The organism is Natronorubrum halalkaliphilum (assembly GCF_009834785.1).
GTDB classification, from domain to species: domain Archaea; phylum Halobacteriota; class Halobacteria; order Halobacteriales; family Natrialbaceae; genus Natronorubrum; species Natronorubrum halalkaliphilum.
This window is the reverse complement of record NZ_WUYX01000061.1, coordinates 1-16,093: the sequence shown is the minus strand read 5'-3', so window position 1 is coordinate 16,093 and position 16,093 is coordinate 1. Positions and strand designations below refer to the sequence as shown.

Sequence of the window (16,093 nt, the reverse complement as noted above, 5' to 3'; positions counted from 1 at the left end):
GGATTTCACTGTCCGCTTGTTGCTGATTGCTGGACACAACTCAACAAGCGGACTTCTCAACTAACGGCTTTGTGAAGTACTGAGTGTTCCTCCATCGTCTTCACCGAGAGGTCCACCCGGTCTGCAACCAATTCCTTCCGGTGACCCTCATCCAGGAGGTGCGTTACGCTCGATCGCCTGAGATCGTGTGGTGCGATACTTGATGGACACCGAGCAGCGTGTAGGCGCGTTGTTGCTTCACATTCGGTAATTTCACGGTCATGTGGACACTCATTCGCAAAATCGCACGGACGCGTGATCTGGTTTACGTGATCCCGGACATTGGAATGGCTGACCCGGCCTTGTTCGGTGGTGAATAACGGTGATCGGCCATAGTCGTCTGTAACATCGCAGCGTTTCCCTTCGATATAATCGTCCAGAAGCGAGCAACACCAGAGTGCGAGATTGACTTCTCGTTCGCTGTGTTCCTGGTTCTTGAGCGGAGTATCTGTGTCGGGCCGATGATGGAGCTCTACGTAGTGTTCCTCGGGATGGTAGTCATCCAGATCAAGCGCTCGAAGTGCTCCAAGTCGCATTCCAGTGTGCCAGAGAACGGCGAAGACAGTATGTCGAAGAGAGGCATACTCGTATTTCTCGAGGAACGACAGGATCTGCTGTGCTGTCTCCGGGGTGACTTTCCTGTTGCGGCTAGCGTCGTCAGGCTGTGCGACCGTCATTCCGTCGGCTAGACCGTTTTCGACGAGTCCGCGGCTCTGTAGCCAGCGGACGAACACTCGAAGGACAGTCATCTGGTTGTAGAGGGTCACTTCACCGACCTCCAGCTGGCGGTCCAGCCTGAAGTCAGCGAGATCGAATCCATCGATGTTGTTGATGTACTCGATGTCTTCGTCGTCACACCACTGCCACCACTGGCGGAGGAGCGACCGATGGTTGTAGAGGGTGGCGTCGGAAACGTCGGGTTCGCGTTCTTTGAGATAGCGTTGCGCCGCTTCTTTCGGGGTCATCTTCCGTGTCATAGTGGTCGGTGACCCACGAGACGTGGAGTCGCCCACCCCGCGATGACGTCGATCAATTACCCACGGGGATCGGCCTGGATTGAGTGCAAGCGCGCGGTGGCGTGATCGCCACGGGTCTGGGATGGCCGGATGGTTGGTCTGCCTGCGATGGTGGATACACCTCCAGACACGGAAGCGCAGGCGCGCAAGCGCCGAGTACCGTGGGAGGCCGGCAGTGAGGGGTGCAGCGAGCGTAGCGAGCGAACCGCGAACGTCAGAAAAGGCGTGAAATGCAGTTTATTTCACGCCTTTTCGGTTCAGTTCAAATCTGCCCCAACCCACTAATTTTGCGCCGAACAATTCCGTGAGGCGCAAATCCGTTACGTTGGGCAGATTTGAATCAGGCAAGTCGCAGCCCGGGAAGCGACCGAAGTGAGCGACCCGGAACGTCTTGACGAGGTTCAAATCTGCCCCGGCTAATTTCGGTTGGTCACCAGCTTACCGGTGTTCAATCTGCAGTGAGACAGATGCCCTATTCGTTCTCTCCACGAGGCCACTGCTATCGATACACGAGATGACGATCACCGTTATCGACGCACTCGAGTTGACGACCACCCGATCACGATAAAGGCCACCTGTCAATCGGGATCGAACAGTAGAAACGTTCGAATCGACTCGAGCCCCGTATGGAGGTTTTCGTCCGGTTGCTGGCGCTGCTCGTCGTCCTGCTCCTCGGGACCGGGCTGCGAACGTTGGGCGTTCTCGACGCCGGTCGAACGGCGCGGCTGAACGCCGTCGCGTACTACGTCGCGCTCCCGGCGCTCATCTTCGTCTCGACCTACGATCGGGCGATCGGCGAGTTGCTGTCCCCGGCGCTGTTCGGCGGTCTCTTGCTCGTCCTGTTCGCGACGGCGGGGCTCGCCTGGATGGTCCACCGACGTCGCGCCTCGAGAGCGCGTCAGAGCGTGGCTGTCGTCCAGTCGTATCACTCAAACCTGGGGTATCTCGGGCTTCCCCTCGTCGCCGCGACGTTCGACGCGACGGTGACGGCGATCGCGAGCGTGGTGTTGGGCGTGGTCACGTTGATTCAGTTACCGCTGACGGTGCTCGTGCTTTCGACGCTCAACGGTGCGGACGCGGCCCTCGGTGCCGAATTACGATCGCTCGCGAGAAACCCCGTACTGGGAGCGTTGCTCGCCGGACTGGCCATTGGATCGATCGGTTTCTCGGTTCCCGCACCCGCCGTAACCGGACTCGATCTCGTCGGCTCGCTCGCGCTCCCGCTCGCCCTGCTCTGCGTGGGCGCGTCGCTGCAGTTCGATCTGCCGTCAGTCGACGTCGGTGCGACCGGTTCGATCATCGCGCTCAAGATCGTCTGTATGCCCCTGCTCGCGTGGCTCGTCTTTTCGACGCTCGACGTCGATACGGCGACGCTAACCGCGACGGTCGTGATGTTCGGCACGCCGACGGCGGTCTCCACGTTCGTCTTCGCGGCCGAACTCGGTGGTGACAGCGAGTTCGCGTCGCTGAACGTCTTCGCGACGACGCTCGTCTCCATGGCGACGCTGTTTCTCCTGATTACGCTCGTCGGGTAGTCCGGTTCGACCGCCGGGCCGAGAATCAGATCCAGTTCCGATCCGCCGCTGCTGACGACCAGATCGACGGCTATCGGGAGAAGAGTCCCTTGAGTCGCCCGAGCAAGCCGGGCGACCCGTCCCCGTCTCGGTCGTCGTCGCTCGAGTCGCCTGCCGCGGTCTCGCCGCCGCGCTGGACCGAGCCGGCGAGGGGGCCCGCATCGTCGCTTAGCTCGGTCGTCGTCGACGGGTCGGCTCCTTCCGTCGAAGACCCGGTCTGCTCGCGCGTCGCCTCGAGGTCGTCCATCGAGAGTTCGATCTCGTCCACGTCCGGCGTCGACTCGCGTCCGTCGCCCGCTTCGGCGGCCCGGACGTCGGCACCGGTGACGGTTCCGTCCTCAACGCGGGCCGCGAGTGCCTCGAGGGAGGCGTCTTCGTCGTCGGGATCGACCGTTTCGTCGGGGAGCGATCCGGCGGCCGACTCGAGTTCGGCATCGGATTCAGCTCCTGTCCGTGTCCCCGTCTCGGTAGCGGCCGAACCGGCAGCGTCGGTCTCGGATGCCGTCTCCTCGGCCGCCGGAATCTCGTCTTCGTCGAATTCGGTCGTGACTGAGTCGCCCGTCGTCGTTGTGGTTGTCGTGGTTTCGCTCGAGTCCGCCGCCGATTTCGTCTCGTCGAGCGAGTTGAGAATATCGTCGACGCTCTGATCGGAGACGACGCGGTTGGGGCCGCCGCCGGGTTCGAGACCGCCGCTCGAGTTGCCGTCGGTATCGGTGTCGTCGGCACCGGTGTGGGTGTCGGCGTCGCCGTTGGAACCGGTACCCGACTCCCTCGAGTCGGCGCTCGAGTCCTGCCCGGCAGCGGTAGTCCGCTGTGAGTGCTCGTCGCTCATTGTGCACGTCTGTCCGTGCCGAGACCATAACCTTTCCCCCGTACGATCGGCGCGGTAAATGAACCCGCCGAACGATGCCCCTCGTGGCCCGCTCCCCGCCGACTCACTCGGCCAGCGGCGGCTCCGAGAGCACGACGTTGAGCACCGCGCCGACGAGAATGAGCATGCCGGCGAAGTAGAGCCAGGTGACGAAGAGCAAGACGGCACCGACGGCACCGTAGGCCTGATAGCGGCCGGCGTTGGCCGCGTAGAGCTGAAAGCCGATCTGGAGGATCGTCCAGCCGACGGCTGCGAAGACGGCTCCGGGGACGATGTCCGGTAGCTGGACCGGAATCGGCGGTAACACGTAGTAGATCGGCAGGAAAACGAGGACGAGACCGACCAACAGCGTCAGCCAACTCACGACGCCGGCGAAGGGCACGAAATCGGCTGCGATGCCGAGTACGGTGCCGATCACGATCATCAGCGCCAGCGCGCCCGCACCGGCGATAATCACGGTGACGCCGTCTTTGACTTGATCGACGAGCGTGTCCTCGGCGACCTCGTCGTAGACCTTGTCGAAGGCGAGGCTGAGTCCGCGGAAGACCTTGAGCCCGCCCCAGACGGCGACGAGGAGCGCGACAGCCGTTGCCTGTGCGCGTCCGGACTCGGTCGTCAACGCCTCGATGACGAGGTCCTCGCCCGCTTCCGGGAGGAAGTCGCCGGCGACCAGAATCAGCCGTTCGGCCGTTTCCTCTCCGCCGAGTAACGAACCGACGACGAGGGCGAGCAACACCAGCGGAATCAACGATACGAACGCGTAGTAGGCAAACGCCGCCGCAAGAAAGGAGATGTCCCGGTCGCTCGCCGTCCGGTAGATCGAGAGTGCGGTCTCGGAGACGTCCATATCTGACTCTATATGGCCAACCACTAAAGGCGTATCAGTCGATCACAGTTTCAGGTCTGGCATTCTGTGCGACCGGTCCCGAGCCACGTTTCGCCGTTCGCCGGTCTACCACTCGAGACAGAAGTTGTGCGACGCGTAGACTTCGCCTTCCGCCGCGATGTAGACGCCGACGCCGCCGCGGTCCCAGTCGGGCGTCGAGCCCTCCTCGAGGATCGCCTGGCGGTGTGACGTCGAGTTCATCCACTGGTCGACGAGGCCGACGGCGAGATCCTCCGAGGTCTGGTAGCGGACGGTCTCCCCGGTACCGGGGCGTTCGACGTGGTGGTCGACCCACGTCATGGCGATGTTCTCGCCGTAGCCGCGACAGTAGCCGTCGACGTCGGTAAAGCGATCCATTGGTTCCTGGCCGTCGGGATTGACGTGATCGAAGTAGTCCCGGTCGGCCATGTCGTGGCTGTGGGCCCGGGAGACGGACGCGATCGTCCCGTCCCACTCGAGGGGCTCGAGGCCGTGGTCGGCCCGCCGGTCGTTGACTTCGGCGTGGATGAAGTCCTCGACGGCGGCGGACTCGACGGTCTCGATATCGGTTTCGTACGTCGATTCACCGGGGTCGTTCGGATCCGTGACGTTCGGATTCCGCTCGCCGGCCGGCGGCGGATCGGAACTCGGCGACGGCTGCTCCCTGATGTCGACCTCCTCGGGGACCTGGAAGTCGTCGTCGCTGAGCCCGCTCAAATCCTCGAGTACGGTCGGTGCGAGCACGGCGGTGCCGAGGGCGAGCGCGCCGACCAGGACGACGACAACGGTGAACCGAAGCAGCGATCGCACGACGGCGTCGTCGCCGGGGCCGTTAGAGCCGTCGGAGCCGTCGGCTGCCGCGTTCGATCGGGACCGGGGACACATCGTTCGAGGAGACCAGATTGGGCGATAAGTGTCTCCGGATCGATCGCAGAAGTTGATACAGCCATCGCTCGAGTACTGTTATCGGAGTCGACGGATTCGTCGACGAAGCCGATTCTCGGCCGGACGACACCCGTCCCGTTCGTTCACCCGTCTCCGAAGATCGTTTCGTGGACTCCGAGAACGAGGCCGGGAACGACGGCCATGAAGAGGTGTTCTTCGAGGGGAATTCCCGCGATATCGATGCCGGTCCGTAGCTTGATGTCGAAGACGCCGACGGCGAGGGTGTACCGATCCCAGACGTACGCGATGGGATACAGTGCGGCGATGGTGACCGCCGCCTTCCGAAGCGCGTTCGCCCGAAACAGCAACAGGGCTGCGACAGTCCCCCAGAACACCTCGGTTGCGAGGTACGTATACCGCCCGAAAACGCCGATATCTGGTACCATATATCCGGTACATCGGCGACTCCCAAAACGTCCCGCCTCGTGCCCACCCGGCTAAAACGTGCGGTATGTTCAAAACCCCGGCGACAGTATGCTCAGTTAGAACGATGAATATCGCTGATATCGCCAGTCAGGACTACATCGAAGTCGACGTCGGGAAGCGAATGGGGAAGGTCCGTTCAATGTTCGAGAACGGCAACCCCAAGGGAATTATCGTCACCAAGGACGGGGAGTACGAGGGCGTCATCAGCGAGCGGGAGGTCCTCCAGTCTCACGTCGAAGACGACGCCAAGGTGGCGGCGCTGATCAAACCCAGCCGGAGCGCGCCAGCACCTCGAGTCAGTCGGGACGAAGACGTCCGCGAAACCGCACGCGTTCTGGTCGAGAGCAACGCGAAGGTCGCGCCCGTCTTCGAAAACGACGAGCTCTGGGGCGTCATCAGCAGCGATGCTCTCCTCGAGGCCGTTCTCGAAAACCTCGATACACTCTCCGTTGAAGACGTCTACACGGACGATCCGGTTACGGTCTCCGAGGACGACGGGATCGGCCGGGCGCTCAACCAGCTCCGGGAGCACGGTATCTCGCGGCTGCCCGTCCTCAACGAGAACGGCTTCCTTACCGGGGTCGTAACGACCCACGACATCGCCGACTTCGTCATCCGGGAAAACGAGCGAATGACCACTGGCGACCGCGCCGGTGACAACAACCGAATGCTCGACGTTCCCGTCTACGACATCATGAACAGCCCGGTCCAGACGACGACGCTCGACACGACCGCTCAGGAAGCCGTCGAAACGATGCTCGGGGACGACTACGCGGGGCTGATGGTCACGCCGGACGACGACGATCGGGTCGTCATCGGCGTCATCACGAAGACGGACGTCCTGCGCGCACTGACGTTCACCGAGGAGGAGCGGATGGACGTCCAGATCACGAACATTTCGATGCTCGACACGATCACCCGAGAATCGATCGTCGAGAGCATCGAAGACGTTTCGGACAAGTACGCCGACATGCAGGTGATGCACGCGCACGTGCGATTCAAAGAACACAAAGAGAAACTCCGCGGGACGCCGTTGGTCCACTGCCAGATCCGTCTGCGAACGAACAAGGGACAGGTCGCCGGCACCGGCGAAGGCTACGGCGCTGAAAACTCCTTCCGCGTCGCCCTCGACAAACTCGAGCGAAACGTCCTCGAAGTGAAAGGGGTTACGAGCGACGAGGAGTACCGCGGCCAGCTCCTGCGGAAGCTGAACGAACTGTAACGACGCGCCGTTGCCGTTCGGTTCGCGCTTCGGTTTGGGTTTTCGGTTGGAATGTTCGACTGCTTCCGTCGTGTTGGGTCCGACGACCCCGCAGTATTCGACGTCGAGCGAGAAGCCAACGGCGACGAGTTCGTCGAATCAAACGGTCCGTACAGATACTACTCCCCGCCCTCGACCCCCAGTGCGCCGGTCTCGTGTACGTCTCGAGCCGAGTGCCGTCACCCGGTTACCTTCGAAACTTCCGAGTTGGTCGACACCCGAACGCCGACAGGACTCAAGCGTCCACAGGAACCCGTTCCGAACGCACGCACAACTGGTCAGCGCCGCGCCGGCTCGTCGCCACCCTCGAGTCCCGAGTCCGTGATCCGGAACTGGGCCGTTTCCCCGGCGGGTCTCGATCGGTGCTTCTCGAGGGTTGCACGCCGGTTCCCGCCGCGGAACCGTTCCAGACGGAGGACGACGCCGGTCCAGTGTTCTAACGTGTTCCCACCAAGCGCGCGCGTGCGATCCGCGTCGGGATCCGAGAACACCTGATTCGTGAGTACGACCGCGAGGTCGTGTTTGCGGGCGAGCGAGAGGAGGTGAGTCACCTGTCGCGCGACGCTCCGGAGCGCTTCGCCCTCGTCACCGTCCGCCGTTCGCTCGAGCCGGTAAAACCCGGTCGCGCTGTCGAGGACGATCAGGTCCGCCCGCTGGGCGAACTCCTCGGCGTCGCGGACGGCCTCGGACTGCTCCTCGAAATCCAGGGCGTCCTCGATGACGATTCGGGAGGCGACGGATTCGACGTCGTCGTCGCCGACCCGGGCCGAGAGCAGTTGCTGGAAGCGGTCGACGGAGACACCCTCGGTGTCGATGTAGACTGCCGTGCCGCCGCCGACGGCTGCCTCGACGGCTGCCGAGAGCGCGAGGTTCGTCTTACCAGCGGCCGGCGAACCGTACACTTGCGTGACAGTTCCCCGTTCGAACCCCCCACCGAGTAACTCGTCGACCGGAGCACAGCCAGTCGGAATCGCCTCGTCGTTCACAGTTCGAGTTGGCAGGTAACCAGCAAAAAGGCCCCGGAACGGGTCGGCGATCGATCAAAGACTCTCGAGCGGCAAACAGATCGGCTTCGGTCATCGGTTCATACAGCCGGACAGAAATCACTGCAGAAGATTCGCCGGACGGGGGCGGCGAATACTCACAATAGTTCTGTCCGACAGTATCACCCACTCCGGCCTAGCGCGCCACCGCACATCGGTGCGCCAGTCCACTCCGATAGCGACACTCAACCGAGCCGGTCGCGTACGTTTATTCACACTCGAGTCGAACGCCCACACGTGATCGTCGTCGCCACGTCAGATTTCGAGGTGTACCACGGCGTCGTCAATGAACTCCGGGACCGGGGCACCGAGTTCACGACCGTCGAACCCGACGCGGAGCTACCGGAGCATACCGAAGTCGTCGTCACCGACAGCGACCACGCCGACGCGGACGCGTTCGCCGACGTGACGACGATCGTCGCCGATCCGGACACCCCCAGACGCGCCGTCGACCAGGCACTGACTGCCGTTCGCGGCGACGGCGGCCGGACCATCATCGGCGTCGACCCGGGCCGCAAACCCGGCATCGCCGTGCTCGCGGGCGAGATGGTCGTGGCCGCGTTTCAGGTGCCGCTGTCCGACGCCGCCGACGTGATCCAGCGCGAGGCCGCCGACGCCGCCTCGCCGATCGTCCGCATCGGAGACGGATCCCGCCTTCAGGGCGCGAAGCTGGTCAACGACCTCGAGGACGTGACGGTGGAACTCGTCGACGAGACGGGGACATCGCCCTACCTCGGAACCGGATCGAGGGGGATGGGCGATATCCTCGCCGCGGTCAACATCGCCCGACTCGAGGGCGAGGTGGTCGAGACTCGAGAGATCGAACCGACGACGGGCGAGCTACAGGTAATCAAGGACCGATCGCGCGAGCAGAGCGAGAAAAACCGGGCGATCGACGAAGTGCTGGCCCGGCGGGTTGCGGCGGGCGAGTTGACGGTCGCCGAAGCGCTCGCTGAGCATCAGCGTTCACCCTCTGATTCAGAGGAAACGTAGCGACTCTGGAACGGGTTTATAACTGTGGTGCTCGGCTCGTACTCGTCGTCTGATTCCTGACGGGCGCGACTCGCGTGTCACGGGTGACTCGAGAACAGTCACGAATCGGCGGTGCTCGTAGCCACCGGACGGCACAGTCGGCGTTCGTAACCGATCGAGGCCTCAGTGTACGGTTCGAAATTTCGCATGCCATGTGACTTTTCGATGTCGACAGTGGTTCCAGCACGATATTCGCGTTTGAGAGACTGTTGTGAAACGCTGTAGTCACTCGAGTAAGGTCGGGCGCCACGTATCGAACCGACTCCAATCAGCGCTCCTGTAGGCATCCATTACGACAGTCCTGATTTCGTACTGGCCCACAATCACGGCGTAATAGCACCCGTCCACGAGCTGAATTACCCTCAATAACAGCCTACACTGGTCCCAAACGTGATGGTATGATTGGATATTAGTCCGATATCTCCTGTCGGAATGGTAGTGCACTCATGAAAAGTATTCAGAAGTCCAATAACAATAGTCGTACTGGCTGTGGTCGGTGTATGGTCGATTCGACCAACAGAAGACGGTTCTTGGCTGCGAGTGGGATCACAGTCGTCGGTCTCAGTGGCTGTCTCGGCAGCGACGACGAGACTGCGGACGAAGAACAGACACAATCTGACTCGAGCGACGACGGCTCGAGCGACGACAACCCTGACGATAACAATCCCAACCAGCGGACGATCCAGTGGGGTGGGCAAGGAAGCGAAAACGCGACGCAAGACTGTGCGGAAGACGAGGTCGGCTTCTGGAAGTGGGTGCTCACGCCTGGTGGACCCGAGGCCATCGAAGAGGCGACGCTCTTCGTTACCATCCAGCCGACTGATCCGGACGCAGAGCCGGTGACTCTGGAAGTCGAGGGCTTTACGCCGGGCGGTCCACGAGGAGTGTTTCAGTTCAACGTCTTCCTGCAAGGCGGTGGCACCGTCCAGAGTGCGTTCGTCGAGTTTAGCGGAGGCGGAGCCAACCCTCGACTGACGATCAGCGAAGGCGAGTGCCGGGAAGACGACGACCCGGTTGACGTGACGGTCATCACCGACCCCGAAACCGACGTCAACGATTCCACCGCGACGCTCAACGCGGAACTCCTCCCCTTCGAGGAAGAATTCGATGAAGTCGACGTGTTCTTCGATTATCGAGTCGCTGGGTCGACAGAGTGGATCCGGGTGCCAGGCGATCCTGAATCGCTCTCAGACGACGGTGGCGAGTTCAGCGCGGAGATCCCCGTCGAACCGAACACTGATTACGAGTTCCGGGCGGTCGCAGTCGCGCCCGACGAGACGGAGTTTACCGGCGAGATCCGGACGTTCACGAAGGAGGACGAACCCGACGTGACGAAGCCGACGGTCGTCACCGGCCCGGCCACCGACGTCAACGAGTCCACGGCAACGCTCAACGGCGAACTGACCGATCCCGGCAGCTTCGACGTGGCCGATATCGAGGTGTTCTTCGAGTATCGCGTTATCGGTGATGAGGATTGGATACCGACCGACGCGCAGACGCTCGAGGAACTCGGTCCGTTCAGCGCGGAGATCGACGTCGAACAGGGCGTCGAGTACGAGTACCGTGCGGTCGCAGAAGCGAACGACACGCGGGCGACCGGCGAGACCTTGACGTTCCGAAAGGAAGTGCCGGACGAGGAACTCCCCGAAGTCGCCACCGAGCCCGCAACCGACGTTAACGAGTCGACGGCGACGCTCAACGGGCAGTTGATCACGCTCGGTGACTTCGACGACGTGGACGTCTTCTTCCAGTACCGAATCGTCGGCGCAGAGGAGTGGCTGATGACCTCTGCACAGACGCTCACCGAGCCGGGGCCGTTCAGCGACGAAATCTCGGACCTCCTCACGGGCGTCGAGTACGAGTTTCGGGCGATCGCTACGGCTAACGACGTGGTCGTCGCCGGGCCGATCCAGCGGTTCACGAAGGAGCCGAAGAAGAAAGAGCGCCGGAAGAAAAAGAAACTCGAGAAGAAGAAACACGCCTACGAGCGCAAGAAACGCGAGTACGAGAAGTACAAGAAGAAGTACGAGAAAGACCAGATCGACAAGGATACTCTTGAGAAGAAAAAGCGCGCCTACAAAGACGCCAAGCGCAAGTACGAGAAATACCGGAAGAAATACAGGAAGTACAAGCGGAAGGAAATCGCCTACAAACACAAGAAAGGCGAGTACGAGAAGTACGAGAAGAAATACGAGAAAAATCGCATAGACGAGAAGACATACGAGAAAAAGAAAGGCGCCTACAAGGACAAGAAACGGGCCTACAAAGACACGAAAAAGAACTTGGGGTGTAACGAGTAACGCCGACCGGGAATCCCCTCTCAGCCGTTCGGCTTGAACCCGACCGAACAGATCAACGCTCTTTCGTGCTGGCCGTCGTCGCGGTCTCCCCGGTGGCTCAGTTTACTGGTCTGACTCGAACGCCCCTTCAGCGCGTCGGATCACGTCCCTGACCGCTGATCCGGTTTCGGCTGCCACCGCCGCGGCGTCGTCGTACTCAGCGCTCACGTCGTAGACCTCGCCGTCGGCGTCACTCGCCACTTTCACCGTCACCGCGTACGTTTCGCCGTCGACCTCGAGATCCACGGTTTCGAACATCCTGCTGGCGATCCACCGGTGGGTCGCGCCCGCGTCCCGCACACCCAGCGTGCCGGTTTCCTCGGCCAGCGCTCGAGCCACCCGTTCTCGATCCGCAGGCTTACAGATCACCTTCACCAGATGTCCTGGGCGGGACTTCTTCATCGTCGCTGGGAGAATCGACACGTCTCGCGCGCCTGCATTCGCTAACGTCTCCTGCAGGCCGCCCAGCACCTCCGGCGTGGCGTCGTCGAGGTTCGTCTCGAGGACGGCAATATCGTCTTTGACCAGTCCACCCCGCCCGCCCTCGCCGACCAGCACCCGAAGCACGTTCGGATGCGGATCGAGGTCGTAGCCGCCGGCGCCGTACCCCGACGCCTCGAGGTCGACTGAGGGCAGCGACTCCACGCCGTCGGCGAGGTGGCCCAGAATGGCCGCACCCGTGGGCGTCAGTAGCTCCGCGTCGACCGGCCCGCCGCGCAGCGACCAGTCCGCGCGCTGTGCGATCTCCACTACTGCCGGCGTCGGGACGGGGTACTCGCCGTGACTCATCGAGACGCTGCCGCCGCCGGTTGCGAGCGGCGTCGTGACGATTTCGTCGGGCTCGAGATCGTGGCACAGGACCACCGCGCCGACGACGTCCGCGATCGCGTCGTCGGCCCCGACCTCGTGGAAGTGAATGTCCTCGAGCGCTTCGCCGTGGACGCTGGCTTCGGCCTCGCCGAGCAGTTCGAAGATGGCGAGGGCGTCCCGTTCGACTGCGGGCTCGAGGGCCATTCCCTCGACGATATCGCGGACCTCGAGATAGCTGCGGTGGGGGCCGTGGCCTTCGGCGTGGACGCCGTTGTGGTCGTGATCGTGCTCGCTGTGGTCGTGATCGTGACTGTGGTGATCGTTTTCCTCGTGGTCGTGATCGGGACTTTGCTCACCGTGGTCGTGGTCGTGTCCCTCATCGGCCGCCCCATCACGATCCGTCAGAAACACGTCGACGGTCGTCGACGAAATACCGCACTTGACCGTCTCGTCGATTCGGTACTCGACCTCGAGGGCGTCCGTGACGGGCTCGAGAGCGGCGGGATCGGCACCAGCATCGAGCAACGCGGCGAGGATCATATCGCCGCTTGCGCCCATGCGACCGTCGAATGCGAGAACGCTCATGAATAGACCGTCGAGGGGCACTCATTGAAGCGTTTCGACCTTCCGTTCGTCAACTGAGCGAGCGAACGGTCCACTCGACCTGCGATACGCGGCGGTGACGATACCACCAAAACCCACCGATGCCGGTACATCTATGTAGGTACCGATCGGAGTTTGGCATGGTAGTATCTAGCACAGGAAACGGCTTGGGCTAGCAAAAAACCTATCCGCTCCGGAACCGGAGTCATTGACATCGCCGTCCATCCCGAATCATGAATGAAGTTCAACTGGAGGTTGCGAAGGCATACCCGAACGACTCGGGTCGTGGTATCGCCCGACTCGACCCGGACACGCTGTTGCATCTGAAGCTGAGTCCGGGCGACATCATCGAAATCGAAGGTGCCGACACCACCGCCGCGAAGGTGTGGCGTGCCGACCGGCAGGACTGGAACACGGACACGGTCCGTATCGACGGCTTCACCCGACAGAACGCCGACGTGGGGATCGGCGAGCGGGTGACGATTCGCAAAGCGGAAGCCACGAAAGCGGACAAACTCGTGCTCGCGCCCCCCGAGGAGGCGTCGGTCCAGTTCGGCTCCGACGCGGCGGGCATGGTCAAACGGCAGATCCTCAAACGCCCGGTCGTCGGCCGCGACATCGTTCCCGTGATGTCCTCGACGAACCATCCGTTCATGCGATCGCCGGGCCAGGCGATTCCCCTCATCGCCGTCGAAACGGAACCCGAGGGAGTGGTTCTCATCACCGAAGACACCGACGTCGAACTCCGGGAGGAACCAATCTCCGGATTCGAGAAGACCGGAGGCGGGATCACATACGAGGATATCGGCGGTCTCCAGGGCGAGATTCAACGCGTCCGGGAGATGGTCGAACTTCCGATGAAACACCCGCAGATCTTCAAGAAGTTGGGGATCGAGCCGCCACAGGGTGTCTTGCTTCACGGACCGCCGGGCACTGGGAAGACGCTGCTCGCCAAGGCCGTCGCCAACGAGACCTCGGCGAGTTTCTTCTCGATTGCCGGACCGGAGATCATCTCGAAGTACTACGGTGAGTCCGAACAGCAACTCAGGGAGATCTTCGAGGACGCGAGCGAGGAGTCGCCGTCGATCATCTTCATCGACGAACTCGACTCCATCGCGCCCAAGCGCGAAGACGTCACCGGCGAGGTCGAACGCCGCGTCGTCGCCCAACTGCTGACGATGATGGACGGCCTCGAGGCGCGGGGCCAGGTCATCGTCATCGCGGCGACCAACCGCGTCGATTCGGTCGATCCCGCCCTGCGTCGACCGGGCCGGTTCGACCGCGAGATCGAGATCGGCGTTCCAGACGAGGTGGGCCGCGAGGAAATCCTCCAGATCCACACCCGCGGAATGCCGCTGTCGGACGACGTCAAACTCGGTCATCTGGCCGATGAAACCCACGGCTTCGTGGGTGCCGACATCGAGTCACTGACCAAGGAGGCCGCAATGAAGGCGCTGCGTCGATATCTGCCGGAGATCGACCTCGACGAGGAGGACATCCCGCCGAGCCTGATCGACCGGATGATCGTCAAGCGCGAGGACTTCCGCGGCGCGTTGAACGAGGTCGAGCCCTCGGCGATGCGGGAGGTCCTCGTCGAGTTACCGAAGATTTCCTGGGACGACGTGGGCGGGCTCCACGACGCCAAAGAGCAGGTCCAGGAGTCCGTCGAGTGGCCGCTGAACAACCCCGAGCGGTTCAATCGGCTGGGCGTCGACCCGCCGGCGGGCGTCTTGCTCTACGGTCCGCCCGGGACCGGGAAGACGCTGATGGCGAAAGCCGTGGCCAACGAGACCAACGCGAACTTCATTTCGGTTCGCGGTCCGCAGCTACTCAGCAAGTGGGTCGGCGAATCGGAGAAAGCGATCCGACAGACCTTCCGCAAGGCGCGGCAGGTCTCCCCGACGGTGATCTTCTTCGACGAACTCGACGCGCTCGCACCGGGTCGGGGCAGCGAAACCGGCTCGAACGTCTCCGAACGGGTCGTCAACCAGCTACTCACCGAACTGGACGGCTTAGAGGAGATGGAGAACGTGATGGTCATCGGCGCGACGAACCGACCGGACATGATCGATCCGGCGCTCCTTCGCTCCGGCCGATTCGACCGACTCGTCATGATCGGCGAGCCCGACGTCGACGGCCGCGAACGCATCCTCGATATCCACACGCAGGATACGCCGCTGGCCGCCGACGTCACGCTTCGCGAAATCGCCGAGATCACGGACGGCTACGTCGGCAGCGACCTCGAGTCGATCGCTCGCGAGTCGGCCATCGAGGCCCTGCGCGAGGACCACGAGGCAGACATCGTCGAAATGCGTCACTTCCGACAGGCGATGGAGAACGTCCGACCGACGATCACGGACGACATCCTCGAGTACTACGAGCAGATCGAAGAGGAGTTCCAGGGCGGCGGCTCGGGCGGTCCTGGTCCGACGGGTCGTCGCGGCAGTCGGATCGGCTTCCAGTAGCCGCGCCGTCGGCAGTACCGATCGCTATTTTCCACGTTCGGTGTCCCGAATCAGTGGCCGATCCGGCTATCGCTGTGACCGGCCAGCCGTACATTCGCCTCGAGCCACCCTCGAGTCCGTTCGTCGGCTGGACCTGTCACCTCCGTAGACGGGGAAAGTATACGCAGACGAACCACTACGAGGTCTCTTCGGGCCGTAATCCATAGTTATCAACGGTATCACTCGCGTTACGCGAGTGTGACGTTCGCGGCTGTCGCTCGACAGGACGGTCCGTTCAGAATCCGTCTCGGCCAAAAGTGCGTTCAGGATCGCCGTATCACGGATAATCTGTCACAACCGTGTGAAACGTTCTTGGCGATATATGCCCCAGTAATCGAAATTGTGACACGTATCACATCAGGCCGATGTCGAAACCCCCCACTACTCGCGACCGACGTGCTGAGACGACTCGTGAATCGAGTGATGAGCAGGAGCGTGACACGCGGGTGCTCGAAGACGTGGCGCCAACGTTCGCAAAGCCACTTCGCGTAACGGGGTTCTGGGGAGCGATCGTCTTGCCGATCTTTTACGTCCCGGTGCTCGCGAGCGGGCTCTCGTCCTCGCTCGAGATCGGGCTCTTTCTAGGACTACTCGCGCTCAATCTCGGCGCACTGTACGTGGGCCATACACACCGTCGGCGAGAGTAGACAGCGTACCGATTCGCCCTCTTATACGGTTTCCTGTGCTTTGTTGAATAGCTGCTGAATGGTAGTTAGAGTGGTTCACAGAGCTTTTCTATGTTGATGATGGCGAACATGAGGACAA

At 62.2% G+C, this 16,093-nt stretch carries 13 protein-coding genes; 6 read left to right on the top strand and 7 right to left on the bottom strand.

Going from position 1 to position 16,093, the window contains the following annotated elements:
- Positions 1–56 precede the first annotated feature (56 nt).
- Entirely contained in the window at positions 57–1,004 is a 948-nt protein-coding gene (locus tag GS429_RS17435) for a tyrosine-type recombinase/integrase (RefSeq protein WP_160066628.1), read from the bottom strand.
- A 677-nt stretch (positions 1,005–1,681) separates the two neighbouring features.
- Here GS429_RS17435 and GS429_RS17430 point away from each other — a divergent pair.
- The gene (locus GS429_RS17430) at positions 1,682–2,590 is read left to right on the top strand and encodes an AEC family transporter (protein ID WP_160066627.1); all 909 of its coding nucleotides are present in this window, start codon (positions 1,682–1,684) and stop codon (positions 2,588–2,590) included.
- A gap of 70 nt (positions 2,591–2,660) precedes the next feature.
- Here GS429_RS17430 and GS429_RS17425 read toward each other — a convergent pair whose 3' ends face one another.
- From GS429_RS17425 to GS429_RS17410, 4 genes are all read right to left on the bottom strand, one after another.
- Entirely contained in the window at positions 2,661–3,461 is an 801-nt protein-coding gene (locus tag GS429_RS17425; protein WP_160066626.1) for a prolipoprotein diacylglyceryl transferase, read from the bottom strand.
- Positions 3,462–3,564: 103 nt separating this feature from the next.
- The gene (locus GS429_RS17420; protein ID WP_160066625.1) at positions 3,565–4,347 is read right to left on the bottom strand and encodes a YihY/virulence factor BrkB family protein; all 783 of its coding nucleotides are present in this window, start codon (positions 4,345–4,347) and stop codon (positions 3,565–3,567) included.
- 105 nt (positions 4,348–4,452) lie between these two features.
- The gene (locus tag GS429_RS17415) at positions 4,453–5,250 is read right to left on the bottom strand and encodes a CAP domain-containing protein (protein ID WP_160066624.1); all 798 of its coding nucleotides are present in this window, start codon (positions 5,248–5,250) and stop codon (positions 4,453–4,455) included.
- 143 nt (positions 5,251–5,393) lie between these two features.
- On the bottom strand, positions 5,394–5,696 hold the full coding sequence (locus tag GS429_RS17410; protein ID WP_160066623.1) for a lycopene cyclase domain-containing protein: 303 nt from the start codon (positions 5,694–5,696) through the stop codon (positions 5,394–5,396).
- A gap of 104 nt (positions 5,697–5,800) precedes the next feature.
- Between GS429_RS17410 and GS429_RS17405 the strand changes: the two genes are divergently transcribed.
- Complete coding sequence (locus GS429_RS17405; RefSeq protein ID WP_160066622.1) at positions 5,801–6,958, top strand: CBS domain-containing protein; 1,158 nt, start codon at positions 5,801–5,803, stop codon at positions 6,956–6,958.
- A gap of 317 nt (positions 6,959–7,275) precedes the next feature.
- Here GS429_RS17405 and radB read toward each other — a convergent pair whose 3' ends face one another.
- Complete coding sequence (gene radB / locus GS429_RS17400) at positions 7,276–7,983, bottom strand: DNA repair and recombination protein RadB (protein WP_328821459.1); 708 nt, start codon at positions 7,981–7,983, stop codon at positions 7,276–7,278.
- 294 nt (positions 7,984–8,277) lie between these two features.
- Here radB and GS429_RS17395 point away from each other — a divergent pair, with 294 nt between their 5' ends.
- Together GS429_RS17395 and GS429_RS17390 are read left to right on the top strand one after the other, a co-directional pair.
- Positions 8,278–9,033 (top strand): hypothetical protein, encoded by a 756-nt coding sequence (locus tag GS429_RS17395; protein ID WP_328821458.1) that lies wholly within the window; start codon positions 8,278–8,280, stop codon positions 9,031–9,033.
- A gap of 539 nt (positions 9,034–9,572) precedes the next feature.
- Positions 9,573–11,372 carry a hypothetical protein gene (locus tag GS429_RS17390; RefSeq protein WP_160066621.1) on the top strand — a complete coding sequence of 600 codons (1,800 nt, stop codon included), beginning with the start codon at positions 9,573–9,575 and terminating at the stop codon, positions 11,370–11,372.
- A gap of 102 nt (positions 11,373–11,474) precedes the next feature.
- Here GS429_RS17390 and larC read toward each other — a convergent pair whose 3' ends face one another.
- A complete protein-coding gene (gene larC / locus GS429_RS17385; RefSeq protein ID WP_160066620.1) occupies positions 11,475–12,806 on the bottom strand; it encodes a nickel pincer cofactor biosynthesis protein LarC in 1,332 nt (443 codons plus the stop codon).
- Positions 12,807–13,057: 251 nt separating this feature from the next.
- Between larC and GS429_RS17380 the strand changes: the two genes are divergently transcribed.
- Positions 13,058–15,289: a CDC48 family AAA ATPase gene (locus tag GS429_RS17380; RefSeq protein WP_160066619.1), complete on the top strand. Its 2,232-nt coding sequence runs from the start codon at positions 13,058–13,060 to the stop codon at positions 15,287–15,289.
- A 404-nt stretch (positions 15,290–15,693) separates the two neighbouring features.
- Positions 15,694–15,975, top strand: a complete 282-nt coding sequence (locus GS429_RS17375) for a DUF8028 family protein (protein WP_160066618.1) — start codon at positions 15,694–15,696, stop codon at positions 15,973–15,975.
- Positions 15,976–16,093 lie beyond the last annotated feature (118 nt).